Source organism: Pedobacter steynii, from assembly GCF_001721645.1.
GTDB lineage: Bacteria > Bacteroidota > Bacteroidia > Sphingobacteriales > Sphingobacteriaceae > Pedobacter > Pedobacter steynii_A.
On record NZ_CP017141.1, the window covers coordinates 573187 to 586660 of the forward strand.

Sequence of the window (13474 nt, forward strand, 5' to 3'; positions counted from 1 at the left end):
CTGTTTAACATGAATGTAAGAACGAGTGGTAAATTACCGGTTTATTAAAATTGTTTATTAGAATGATGATTTTATTTTTTTGATGTCGATGATTCTTTGTTCAGCAATGCGGTTCGCGGCCCATATCGTCGGGATATTGTCTTTTTTAGACATTTTAATCACATCGCGTGTGGCATTGTAAATATTCTCTGTAAGTTGAATGGTCCGTTTCTTTCCAAAACCGGTTAATTCAGAATAACAACTGATTAAACCACCGGCATTGATCAGGTAATCCGGAGCAAACAGGATGCCTTTATCTAATAACAGTTTTCCATGTATCTGCTCATCTGCCAATTGATTGTTTGCAGAACCTGCAATAATTGCAAACTTCATTTTAGGAATGGTTTTATCATTCACAGTAGCTCCTAAGGCACATGGCGCATAAATATCTGCATCAATTCCAAATATTTTATCCGCAGCAATAGGTTTCGCCTTATAAGTACGTGCTACATGTTGCAGACGGTCTTCATTGATATCACTGATATATACTTCTACATTTTCGGCTCTCAGCAATTCTACCAGATGCTCTCCTACGTTTCCGATCCCTTGCACAACTACCGAGCGTCCGGCCAGCATATCAGTTCCAAACACCTCTTTTACACAGGCTTTGATTCCCAAAAAAACACCTTTAGCCGTATGTGGTGCCGGGTTTCCTGCCCCACCTAAAGATTCAGGAACTCCGGTAACATGACCGGTTTCCATACGGATATATTCCATATCCTTGGTGGTCGTACCCAAATCCTCAGCAGTGATGAATTCCCCGTTCAGGTTTTTAATGAACCTGCCGTAGCTGCGCATCATAGCTTCCGATTTTCCTTTTCTGGAGTCCCCGATAATCACGGCTTTACCACCACCGATATTCAATCCGGTGATCGCCGCTTTATAAGTCATCCCTCTCGATAATCTGAGTACATCTTCCAGTGCTTCAGCCTCTGTAACGTAATTCCACATCCTTGTTCCGCCCAAAGCCGGACCTAAGGTGGTATCATGAATGGCTATAATTGCTTTTAAGCCAGTATCGGGGTCATTGCAAAAAACGACCTTTTTATGCCCTGCGGCAGTTAATTGGTCTAAAACTGAATTCACAAGAGTACTATTATCAGGCATATAATTTTGTTTATCAGATATGTCGCAAAACTAGCATAAAAAAAACATTATTTACACTGTTTTAACCAAACTCGTAAAAAAAATTACCTTCATTTGGCTAACTTTACCAACTCATGAAACACCTCAGATTCTTAAACAAATACTTCTATAAATATAAATGGTGGATTATTCCGGGTGTATTTTTCGTGATCATCTCCAATATATTTGGGGTAATTCCTGCACAGGTTATTGGTCATGCCTTTAATTTAATTACCGAAAACATACAGATATATGGTTTATTCGAAGGTTTCGAACGCCGCAACATCATCTATGATATCTTTAGCACCAGCCTGTTTTATTTCGGGTTGCTGGTACTTGTACTTTATTTATTAAGAGGTCTCTTTCTGTTTTTCATGCGTCAGACCATTATTCTGATGTCCAGACATATAGAATTTGACATGAAGAACGAGATTTATGCTCATTATCAGGAACTGAGCCTTGGTTTTTACCGCAGGAACAATACCGGAGATTTAATGAACCGGGCTACAGAAGATGTAAACAGGGTCCGCATGTATGTAGGCCCCGCAATCATGTATACCATCAATACCGCGGTACTCTTTATCCTGGTCATCTATGCCATGTTTTCGGTAAACAGCACACTGGCCATTTTCTCCCTCCTTCCGCTCCCGGTACTGGTGGTCATCATTTATTTTGTCAACACCCTCATTAATAAGAGGAGTGAACAGATTCAGGAACAGCTTTCCAGACTGAGTAGTTTTGTTCAGGAGAGGTTCTCGGGAATCCGCGTCATAAAATCTTATGTCCGGGAAGGCCATACCAAAGCCGTATTTGCAGCCGAGAGTCAGGGTTATAAAGACAATGCAATGGGCCTGGTGAAAGTACAGGCGCTATTTTATCCTACGATGTTATTATTGGTTGGGCTAAGCACCATCCTCACCGTTTACATCGGTGGTAAGCAAGTGATCGAAGGATCGATCAGCGCAGGAAATATTGCAGAGTTTATTGTCTATGTAAATCAACTCACCTTTCCCGTATCTATGTTGGGATGGGTCACCACCCTGATCCAAAGGGCTTCTGCCTCCCAGAAGCGGATCAATGAATTTCTTCAGCTACAGCCAGACATCGTTTCGGGCAATGCTCCGATAGTCCCGGTCAGAGGGAATATTAAATTTGAAAATGTGAGCTTCACCTACCCGGACACCGGAATCCAGGCGCTGAAAAACATCAGTTTTGAAATAGAACAAGGTCAGTTTGTAGCCATTATAGGCCGTACAGGATCAGGAAAATCGACTCTCGCAAATCTGCTCATGCGGATGTATGATGTCAATCAGGGAAAAATAAAAATGGATGGGGAAGCTATTGACTCCCTTGATCTCAGACATTACCGCAGTCAGTTTGGCTTTGTCCCACAAGAGGTTTTCTTATTCTCTGATACGATCAAAAATAACATCGCTTTTGGTTTAGACAAGGTGAATGAGGAAGAGGTGATTGAAGCCGCTAAAAATGCTGCAGTATACCAGAACATCATCAACTTTGACCTTAAATTTGAAACCATGCTTGGCGAACGTGGGATTACCCTTTCCGGCGGACAAAAACAAAGGGTATCTATTGCCCGCGCCCTGATTAAGGAACCTAAAGTCCTCATCTTTGACGATTGTCTTTCTGCAGTTGATACCCGCACAGAAGAGGAAATTCTGACTAACCTCGGAAAGGTGATGAAAGGAAAGACAAGCATCCTGATCGCACACAGGATATCGACGATTAAAAATGCCAATAAAATCCTTGTTTTAGAGGATGGAAGGATTATTGAACAGGGAACACATCAGGATTTACTCCAATTGGGAGGTGCCTATGCAGAAATGTATCAAAATCAATTATTAGAAGAGGAAAGTTCCGGTAATTCTCCTCTTGTCTGATGTTAAAAAAAATGAAAAGAGGCGTTCTTATATCCTGAAGCCCGCAAAAAGCAATAAAATAACGATAAATTAACATTTTCACACTGATGAAAGACATTGTGTGTAATTTTCTATTTTGAAGTTTAATAATTATTGCTTTATATTTACCCGAACCAAAAACCAAGATCAATACCAACCATGGGAGAATTTGACAACAAAGAGAGAGAAGAGGTTTTTTCGAAGAAAGTAAGGGCCGGTAAAAGAACGTACTTTTTCGACGTAAAAGCAACAAGATCAGGAGACTACTACCTAACTTTAACTGAAAGTAAAAAAAGACTGGAAGACGGTGTTTTTGTAAAACATAAAATCTTCTTATATAAAGAAGACTTTGAGAAATTTGCGGAAGGATTAAATGAGACTGTTGACTACATTAAAAGCCACCAGGATGTTGTAGAAAAACGCTACGAATATTCTGAGAACCACGAAGGCGCGGGAAACAAGAATCACAATGACGATTTTTCTTTCTAACATATAAAGAAACTTGTGAGGCCCCTGATTTATCAGGGGCTTTTTTGTGCCATGAAACGACCTGGACGTATGGAATTACACTTATCGGGTCTTATTTCAATAGCTCTTCGAGCTTATCATGCAGCGCTTTGCCCCGCAGGTCTTTCGCAACAATTATTCCGTTGTTGTCCACCAAAACGGAATGCGGGATTCCCCGCACCGCATACAGCTTCACCATCGGGCTTTCCCAGTATTTTAAATCTGAAATCTGATACCAGTTTAACTGATCATCTGCGATGGCTTTTTTCCATGCTGCGGCACCATCCGCTTTATCAAAAGATACTCCTAACACGTTTAGTCCTTTCTCATGAAACTTTGCATAGGCTGCAACCAGATTCGGGTTCTCCTGTCTGCATGGTCCGCACCAGGAAGCCCAGAAATCAATTAAGGTATACTTTCCCTTTTTCAGCACCTCGTTTAAGGAAAGTGTTTTTCCTTCAGGGGTTAATGCACTAAAGTCAGGCGCTTTGATGCCTACCGCGACTCTGGAAAGATCCGCAAGACGCTCTTTAACCTTAATCCCATAGGTGCTGGCTTTCACTTCTTTTGAGAGGGAGTGATACACAGGTTGCGTAACAGAAGGTTCAATATCCCCGTTAAAAATCAGATAAGGACTATAATAAGATTGCGGGTTTTTACGGATAAAATCTGCAGTAAGTACTGCCTGCTGACCTTCCAGCTCATCAAATTGCCGGCTAATAGACTTAACCAGTTCTTCGTTCTTCGCAGTACTTGCGTCCCGGTATTCTTTATTAAGGGCCCTGATTTTCGCCGTTGTCGGAGCCATTAATGCCGTAAATTTCAGGTAATCGTCGTGAGATGGAGAACCGGATAAGCTGACTTTAGAAAGATCATCCGCATCTCCTTTCAATATCATGGAAGAATTGTCCAGAAAGGCATTGTACCTGATCCGCTTATTTTCAACCCTCAGGCTATAGAACTCCGCGCCGTTCTTCACCTGCCCTTTCAATTCAAACCGATTGTTCTTTACAACCTGGGCAATGGTATCCATCTTGCGTTGATCTGCACTATAAATCAGCATCACCTTATCTCCGGCTTTTAAGCCATTTAGTTCCCCTTTTATCGTAAACCCCTTCGTACTTTGTGCATTTGCTCCTGCGATACCCAGCAATGATGCGATGGCTAATGAAAGCATAGATACTTTTACTGTCTTTTTCATTTTGTCTTTATAAACTTATAACAATTCAATTTTATCAATTAATTCCTGCGCCAGTTTCTGGATTTTTGAGGTTTCTGCTTCAGCAAGCAATCTCGATTTTTTTGCTGCAGTCAAAGCTTCATCTTTCTTTTTCAGGGAAAGACATACTTTAGCAAAAGTGCTTTGGATCGAATATTCTTCCGGCTCCAATGCAACTGCATGTTTTGCCATCAGGTAGGCTTGCGCTAAAATCGCTGGATTTGAAGCCGCCTTATAATCAGCCCTTCTGGCCAGAAAGCTCAATTTCTCTGCATCGGTTTTCAACACTCCTGCCATTGCTTCATCAGTGATCTTTTTATAGTCTGCCGTTCTATCCTGCTCCAGGTAAAAATCGGCCTCCAGCATTGCGCCCTGTTTTTTACGGTCGGTTTTATCAGAGTTCTTGAAAAAGGCTAGTTTCTTCATAAAGGCAGTTTCATCTTTTGCATAAATGTATCCGTACATGCTGCTGCTTACCAGTCGGTCGGTCAGCTGTTCCCTCTCCTCCAGGCTGCCCCATGCGGCATACTTTGAGGCGTTCGCCATGAAATAAGCCCCCAGGCGATCCGTTTCTGATCTGGCCAGCGCCTTTATTGTTTTCCAGCCCAATGCAGAATTCAACTGCTCTTCTGTAATTTTTGCAGCAATATCTTTTCCGATATTATCCGCAGCCCCGCGTTCTGATTTTTGTAAAGTCAGGTAATAGTCCAGTAAAAAAGAGAGGTCTCTCTGTCCGGACTCGTATTTCTTCTTCATGGAAGAAAAATTCCTGCCCGGATCCGATGCCATTCGCCCTTCCTCCAGAAATTCGGCAACAGACATTTTTGAAGCTGTTCTATGGACGACTTCACCTTTATGATTTATAAACAAAAAAGTCGGAAAAGACTGCACATTGTATTGCTTACGGAGCACTATTCCCTCTCCTTTTTCCATATCAATCTTGGCATTGATAAAATGTTCATTGAAAAAACCGGCAACTGAAGGTTCTACAAATACATTTTTATCCATCCATTTACAAGGAGCGCACCAAGAGGTATAGCAATCCACGAAAATCAGTTTATTTTCGGCTGCCGCCTTTTCCGTTGTTTCTTTCCAGTTGGAAGTCTGGTTAAATTTAATGCCTTCTTGCGCTTTTAAGCTTCCGCAAATCAGCAGAAACAGAAATAGAGTTATTTTTTTCATCAGCATATAATGGTTTTTTTTCGTGTTTTTTATTGATTCTTAAAGGTTCTCAAGAACCCCTAAACTCGGTTTAGCGGTTATGAAGCTATCATAAGCATATTCATTACTGTTTGTAAGCGGAATGCTTATGATGGTTTCATTGACGTATTTCTTTTGTGTATGAAACTGCATCAACTTGTCGCTGATAAACAGACGGCAAGCCGATGCATATTTCTTCATTTGATTTTAGATAATAGATAGTTTAGCGATCGTACACAGGTATCGAAGGATTGAATTCCAATACATTCGGTGGCAATGGCAAGATGTATCGCTTATCATTGGCAGGTAAAGAATAAGTTTCAGTCCCATTCTTATGGGTCACTGTTTTCGCAAAACGAGGGTCCTTATTCAATCTTTTCAAATCGATCAGACGCGTGCTTCCCTGGTAAGGCGTTTCTCTCCTTCTCTCTTCCAGTGCCAGCTGCAATGCTTCGTCTTTGCTTGCCGCAACCAACGGTTGATTGCCCACAATACGCATATCCCTCAATTTGTTCAGGTGTTGTACAGCCAGATCTTTACTCCCTACCCTGGCTTCACACTCTGCGGCAACAAGATAAAGTTCCGGAGTGCTGAAGCCCAGGTTGAACTCTACATAAGGCGCCCATAGCTTTCTTCCTGGAAAAAGGGTTATGGCCCCGCCAAAATTAGCCTGTCCGTCGCAGAAGAAAAGTTTTAAACGCTGATCCGTGGCATTTACCGGTAAATCCTTCTGATAAACATCCAGCAAATCCTTACTCGCATATAATTCCGTAAACACATGTCCGTAACTTGATGCACCAAAGCGGATCCAGACGCTTTCTTTACTTTTGTCTGCATCAGGAAAAAGTACCGCCTGATCAGCAATGGTACAAACTCTGCCCCAGGTTCCCTTTTTATTGGTATAAATGCTGTAGTCGATCAGATTACTGTTTAATTTCAAAGCCTCATTTGCATTCTTCAACGCCTCGGCATATTTACCCATATACAAATACATCCTGCTTAAAAATGCATAACCCACACTTTTTGTCGGATGGAAATTATTTGCCGTCTTCACTGCCAGATGAGGCAAAGCTTCATCCAGATCCTTCTGAATCTGTCTATAGACCTCTGCAACAGTACCTCTGGTATATTTCGCATTGATATCTTCCGTCAATACCAGCGGTACGCCAAGATCCGTTTCAGCTGTAGCCGGATCATAATGGGCAGCATAGGCATTTACAATAGTCAGGTACTCAAATGCCCGTCCGATTTGTGCTTCTGCTTTAAGCTGCATCCGGTCGGCCACCGTTCTGTCTTTCACTTTTTCGATGTTATTGATGACGGTATTGTACACATAGATGTGCTCATAAGCGGGCTCATAAAACCGGTCTGATTCTGCAGACTCGAAAACACGTCCGGGTTTAAACTCATACAAATTGCGTTTAAACAGCGCATATGATGGATAATCAGCTGATTTGTTGGGGTCCTTTACTTCTCCTGCCTGCGCATCATCAGTTAAAAAAACGGGATAAGCAGAAGAAACCCTGTACAGAGAGGAACTATTTAACAACTTCTCATAATCCTCATAAAACTCCGGAATGGTGTACCCTTTTGGTTTTACATCCAGGTAATCTTTACATCCGGACAGCGCAACTGTTGCTATAAATATAATGGTGAATATCTTTTTCATGATTGTTGGAATTAAAAGTTAGCGGACAAACCGAAGGTATAAGTCGGAGGAAGCGAGTTTCCTCTGGTAGGCGCTCCGTAACTGGAAGAATAGTGTGTCGTTCCTACCCATACTTCAGGGTCCAGGTTCTGCTTATTTGCGGCCCAGCTCCAGGCATTCTGTACCTGAAAACTAAATCTTAACCGCTGAATATGATTTTTTTTCAGTAAGTCATTAGCCAGATTATAGCTTAAAGTAATGTCACGCAACTTGATGTAGTCGGCTCTTTGAATACCATGGCTCCCTGCTTCCCAGATATTTGTGATCGTACCACTGGCGGCAGTATAGAAGGCCGGCGCCATTCCGGGAATAAGTTCATCTCCCGGTTTTTTCCAGTAGTTTAAGGCATTCCTGTCCATATTACTGGTATAGTTTAACTCCGCATATTTAGTTAAATAAGGAGAAAGGATATCCCGCATCACATGCCCGCCATAATAAATAAACATAAAGAAAAGGTCAAAATTCTTATAGCTCATATTATTAGCCACAGAAACCGCATAAGGAGGCGTTGCAGTGCCTTCATAGATCAGATCTGCCGGGGTTAGCTGATCCGTACTTTTCACTTCCATTCCGTCCTTAGTTAAAGCAATAGGACTTCCCTTTTCATCTAAGCCTTTATACCTGATGCTATAAATGGCGTTCATAGGTTTACCCACTCTGTTTTGTCCGCGGTCAAGGTAATAGCCAATGCTATTACCCGCATTCTCTAATTTAGTGAGTACGTTCTTGTTATAATTGAAATTCAACGTGGTATTCCATTTCAAATCATTTGTAGTCAGATTCAGACTGGTCAGGGAAATATCAATTCCTCTGTTTCTCATGCTTCCGTAATTCCGGTATACCGAATTCCAGCCAATCGTAGGATCGGTATTTTCTTTACCCAAAAGGTCTGTGGTAGACTTATTATAGAACTCTACTGATCCTGAAAGGCGGTTCTTGAATAAACTAAAATCAAATGCAAGATTGGTCACTCTTGTTTTTTCCCAACGCAGCCCTGAATTTGGCGGACTGTCCACATAGGCCTGGGATTCATTGGTATAAGAGTTAGGTCCCTCATCCTTGGTAATCATATAGGGTCCACTCAGCTTGGAAATATTCCCATTGATCCCATAGGTGGTACGAACGCTAAGACGATCGAGCCAGTCGTTTTGATTTTCGGCGATCAGGTACATCAAACCGGCAGACCATAACGGCTTATACTGATACTTCGGATCTGTACCAAATAAGTTAGACTGATCCATACGGATACTGGCCGTTGCAGTGATCTTATTGTCGTAGGTATAAGAACCATTACCATAGAAAGACACAAAGCGGTTATCTGTGTAAATAAATCCTCTTTCCTGACGGCTTAACTGAAAACGTCCGTTAATGGATTCGGTATTCAATGTTGGCGAGGCCAATATAGCTTCATTAATAAATTTATAGGTAAGGTTAAAGTCATCATAACCATATTTGTAGACATTCGTACTCGAGCCCACAATTTTGCGTTGTTCAGCACCAGCAATCATTTCCACACGATGTTTGCTGTCAAATAACTTGCTGAAGTTTAGCTGTGCCCTCAGCGTATGAGAATTTTTATCACCTCGTGTCTCACTCAGCTGCCCGCCAACAGGAATGAGATTGCTAACGATCCCATCCTTTATTAAAGTGGCATCATTGATCTGTGTTTTTACATTGTAGGCATTTTTATTATAATACTGTTTGTTATACTCATCCGTCCTTTCTTTCTGATAAAGCAGGTTCAGGGATAGCCCATCTATGATTTTAATATTCGTTCCTATATTGAGGTTCAGATAATTGCTGTCATAATTATAATGTTTGGTATTCATTTCATTTGCAGGAGCAAAATTTTCGTCCTGTAAGCGCAATCCGTTCAGACGGTCGATCTCAAACTGTGATTTGGAGTTTAGCCAGTTTACCGCGTTCCCCTGTGCATCTCTCAGCATAAAATAAGAAGCTTTACCCGTATTCAACATCCCCACTCCACTTACTCCGTTATCGTAGTCTTCTTTCTGCTTGCTTCCCAATACGCCAATATTCAATTTTAACCATTTAGTCAGATTTAGGGTATTGTTCAGGTTGAACCCGATGCGGTTGGTACTTTGCTCCCGCTCATAAGGATTCGAGCCCATATAGTTACCACTAAAATTATAAGTATAAAAGTCTGATCCTCCGGATAAAGAAAGGTTGTGTTGCTGATCGATTGCTGTCTTTCGGATAAACTCTTTGACCACCTGGTCATAACGATCGTTGTTCCGGTAAACATCTAATGCCGACTGTAGTTCTGCTTCCGTCATGTGCTCTTCTCTACGTTCGTAGAACAACTTGTAGACATCGTTCATTGCCTTGCGCGGATCTATTGCAGAATAAGAACCGGAGCGATAATTGAACATTTCCCTTTGAAAATCTACCAGTTCAGCACTACTCATTTTGTTGGCATAGCTGCGGTCAGGAAGTGGGGTAAATTTAATGGTTCCATTGTAGTTAATCTTTAAAGGACCTTTTTTACCTCTTCGGGTATTGATCACAATCACTCCGTTTGCTGATCTTGCTCCATAAATAGAAGCTGCAGTGGCATCCTTCAAAACCGTAATGCTTTCCACATCAGAAGGGTTGATGGATTGGGGATCTCCTTCAAAAGGGGCGCCGTCAAGTACATAAAGAGGGGCCACTTCTCCACTAATGGTCGATACCCCACGGATCTGGATTTTTCGGGATCCTCCAACCTTATAACTCGTCAATCCCGCAGACATGCCCTCAATACGATCCAGAATGTTGGCCTGCAGCTTCCCTCCAAGATCTTTATCTGCATTAATGACACTGATTGAACCTGCAGCACGTTCTTTTGGAATGTCCTGATAACCGGTAGAAACCACTGCAATTTCTGACAATAAAGCCGGGTTAATTTCCAGTACAATGGTTATCGGGCTTTCCTGATTTGCGGGTACCTCTTTCGACTTATATCCGATATAAGAAACAACCAGGGTCGCCTTCTCCTCTACCGCACTCAGCTCAAAATTACCTTCTGTATTGGTAACCACCGTCTTTCTGGTATTTTTCACCTGCACGGTTGCACCAGGCAAAGGCCCCCCGTTTTGATCCAATACCTTTCCTTTTATCTCCATAAATTTGAAATAATTTTTCATCTGGTCGAGTACCGAGAATTCCCTCTTCTTAATCACGACTGTATTTTCAATGATTTTAAAGCTGAGGTTCTGATCTTGAAAACAGGCTTCCAGCGCCTCCTCCAGTTGTACATTTTCCAGATTCAGATTTACCTTTTTTGCTGATTTAATCAGGTCGCTATTGTATAGAAAAGTGAATTTTGTCTGTTTCTTTATCGACATCAGTACCTGCTGCAAGCTGGCATTTTTTTCCCGCAGCGTAACCCGCTGTCCAAAGGTATTGGCCGAAGCCTGTACCAGCGATATGGTGATCAATAGTGCTATCAGATTTATCCGCATAATGACTTGTCTTCTGGTTAAGGAATTTATATGGAAAAGGCTCCTGTAAATGGCCTGAAATTGTTTAAAATATGGGGCAAGGCGTAGCCTGTCCATACCTGTTGAAGTATTAATAAAATACATACATTTGTAAGGTTGGGTTAAAATAGTAAATCTGTTGCTACATGTTTTTCATCCCGGTTATCACCGGAACAAATGGAAAAATGGTTAACCCAATATGGATCCCGGGTACGACCAGGATCATCGACCGGGTAAGTGCTTCAACACTTTCCCGGTTATTTATGGATCAACATTTCAAGCTCCCCTATTCCCTGGCTGGTAAATTTCTCTTCATTTTCTTTTGTTTATGGTTTATGATCAGTTGATTAAAGCGATACCACAATTTTATTTCTGGTATTGGTTTGCTTTTCGATTTTAAATTTCACGTTCAGGTAGCCCAGCATATCCAGGAAAGCGCCGGCATTGACTGTCCTGGGAACATCTCCGGTAAAGAATGTGGGCGGAATATCCCCCTCGTAGACTACATCTACATTATACCATCTGGAGGCCTGTCGCATAACGCTTTTTAAGTCCGTCTCGTTAAAACGGAAGAATCCGTTTTTCCAGCTCATGACCTCTTCAATATCTACTTTGGCCATCGTAAATTTGTCTTTTAAGATGGCTTGTTCTCCAGGTTTAAGCACCATATGCACCGCTGCGTCTGTTTTTTTGGAAACCCTTACGCTTCCTTCCAGCAAAGTGGTTCGTCCGGCGGGTTCGTCGGCATAGGCATTCACATTAAAATGAGTTCCCAATACTTCTACATCCTGTGTTGGGGTCATGACGATGAAAGGCACCCTTTCCATCCCGTTTTTTTGTTGCTTCAGCTGCCTGGCGACTTCAAAATAGGCCTCCCCTTTCAACTCCACCTTTCGTTCGCTGAGCTGATCAAAGGTCAGTGGAAACCTTAAGGAAGATCCTGCATTCAACCATACCCTGGTGCCGTCCGGTAAAACAACCTGATATTGTCCACCATTAGGGGTACTAATGGTATTGTACGTATTTGGTTTGTTTACATTCGAAAGGTGATACACCAGTTGCCCGTCTTTGGATTTGGAAATCTCCACTCCAGACTGACTGGCAAGAGTTCCGTTTTTGGCATCCGACAAAGAGATCCGGGTTCCATCATCCAGGGTCAGGATCGCTTTATTTCCACCGGGTCCAATAGACTTTGCGATGGCGCGCTGTGCGGCTATACTGCTTTTTTGAGTTTTGGATACATAAAAGAATACTGCGGCAGAAAGACTGAGCAGAAGTACTGCGGCAGCCGCAATCCTTGGCCATAAAGAAATCCGACGGGGCTCTTCTTCAGAAAGCTGCAGCCTTTCCCATACCTCATCTATATCCTGGTTACGCTCCTCCATGCTCAAATCACGATTTAAACCAGCTGTTCTGTCGAGGTGCCAGCTTTCCAGTAAAGCCCGCTCTTCTTCAGTACAGTTACCGGCAAGGTACCTGTCCAATAAATCTTTTGCATTTAGTTTTTTCATAGTCAAAAAAGGACTGCTTTGCCTTTATAAAAACAACAGACAGTCAGGTCGGCCGGATGGGGTAAATAAAAATGATTTTTTTTAATAATGGGAGATAAAGATCAGAAATACCACCAGTCCGAGTTTAATCCTCAATATTTTCAAGGCATGTTGTACATGTTTCCTTACGGTTTGCTCAGAGAGCTGTAGCTGCTCCGCAATTTCCTTATGGCTCAACTGCGATTTCCTGCTCAGTTCAAAAACTTCACGCATTTTAGGGGGTAAGGAAGAGATTTCTTTTTCGATCAGCGCAGTCAGCTGTTTTTCCCTGACCAGATGATCCGTTACACAAGTCCCCTCATCGATAAAGTGTTGCAGGGAGCTGAGGTATTCAGATTCCACCTTTTGATGGGAGATCATGTTAAAAATACGGTTTCGCACCGCGGTGTATAAATAAGCAGAAAGGTTTTCAGGGAAAGACAAACTTTCACGTTTGGTCCACAGACTGGCAAAAAGCTCATGAACAATGTCCTTTGCCTCTTCACGATCCTGCATCCATTTATAGGCATGAACATGCAATAACCACTTATACCTGTTGTAAATTTCCGTGTAAGCTTTTCTATCCCCGGACTTTAACAATCCGGCCAGTTCATGGTCCGATATTGTCTGATAATTAAGCATTTTGTAACCTCCCCTGGGCGAATATAGTAATTATGGACTTATTCAAAAGAAGAACTCCCATATCCGAAGTCGAATATGGGAGTTCATGGAATACTTTAATCCATTCC

11 protein-coding genes are annotated in these 13474 nt (G+C 42.0%); 3 read left to right on the forward strand and 8 right to left on the reverse strand.

Features of this window, described 5'->3' with window-relative positions:
- Positions 1-57: 57 nt before the first annotated feature.
- Positions 58-1146: a Glu/Leu/Phe/Val family dehydrogenase gene (locus BFS30_RS02510; protein ID WP_069377832.1), complete on the reverse strand. Its 1089-nt coding sequence runs from the start codon at positions 1144-1146 to the stop codon at positions 58-60.
- 113 nt (positions 1147-1259) lie between these two features.
- On the opposite strand from BFS30_RS02510, the gene BFS30_RS02515 reads away from it, so the two are divergent.
- Positions 1260-3062, forward strand: coding sequence for an ABC transporter ATP-binding protein (locus BFS30_RS02515; RefSeq protein WP_069377833.1), 1803 nt, complete (start codon positions 1260-1262; stop codon positions 3060-3062).
- A gap of 177 nt (positions 3063-3239) precedes the next feature.
- Complete coding sequence (locus BFS30_RS02520; protein WP_069377834.1) at positions 3240-3569, forward strand: DUF3276 family protein; 330 nt, start codon at positions 3240-3242, stop codon at positions 3567-3569.
- A 91-nt stretch (positions 3570-3660) separates the two neighbouring features.
- Here BFS30_RS02520 and BFS30_RS02525 read toward each other — a convergent pair whose 3' ends face one another.
- From BFS30_RS02525 to BFS30_RS02545, 5 genes are read right to left on the reverse strand one after another with little or no spacing between them, the layout of a single operon-like run.
- Entirely contained in the window at positions 3661-4788 is a 1128-nt protein-coding gene (locus tag BFS30_RS02525; RefSeq protein WP_069377835.1) for a TlpA disulfide reductase family protein, read from the reverse strand.
- 15 nt (positions 4789-4803) lie between these two features.
- On the reverse strand, positions 4804-5988 hold the full coding sequence (locus tag BFS30_RS02530) for a thioredoxin family protein (protein WP_167353117.1): 1185 nt from the start codon (positions 5986-5988) through the stop codon (positions 4804-4806).
- Positions 5989-6027: 39 nt separating this feature from the next.
- Positions 6028-6207: a hypothetical protein gene (locus BFS30_RS27915; RefSeq protein ID WP_069377837.1), complete on the reverse strand. Its 180-nt coding sequence runs from the start codon at positions 6205-6207 to the stop codon at positions 6028-6030.
- A 22-nt stretch (positions 6208-6229) separates the two neighbouring features.
- Positions 6230-7675, reverse strand: coding sequence for a RagB/SusD family nutrient uptake outer membrane protein (locus BFS30_RS02540; RefSeq protein WP_069377838.1), 1446 nt, complete (start codon positions 7673-7675; stop codon positions 6230-6232).
- 11 nt (positions 7676-7686) lie between these two features.
- Entirely contained in the window at positions 7687-11301 is a 3615-nt protein-coding gene (locus BFS30_RS02545) for a SusC/RagA family TonB-linked outer membrane protein (protein ID WP_083251915.1), read from the reverse strand.
- Between the two features lie 41 nt (positions 11302-11342).
- On the opposite strand from BFS30_RS02545, the gene BFS30_RS02550 reads away from it, so the two are divergent.
- Positions 11343-11543, forward strand: coding sequence for a hypothetical protein (locus BFS30_RS02550; protein ID WP_069377839.1), 201 nt, complete (start codon positions 11343-11345; stop codon positions 11541-11543).
- Here the strand turns inward: BFS30_RS02550 and BFS30_RS02555 are convergent, their stop codons facing one another.
- Together BFS30_RS02555 and BFS30_RS02560 are read right to left on the reverse strand one after the other, a co-directional pair.
- Complete coding sequence (locus BFS30_RS02555) at positions 11544-12707, reverse strand: FecR family protein (RefSeq protein ID WP_069377840.1); 1164 nt, start codon at positions 12705-12707, stop codon at positions 11544-11546.
- Positions 12708-12788: 81 nt separating this feature from the next.
- Positions 12789-13367, reverse strand: coding sequence for an RNA polymerase sigma factor (locus BFS30_RS02560; protein WP_069377841.1), 579 nt, complete (start codon positions 13365-13367; stop codon positions 12789-12791).
- Positions 13368-13474 lie beyond the last annotated feature (107 nt).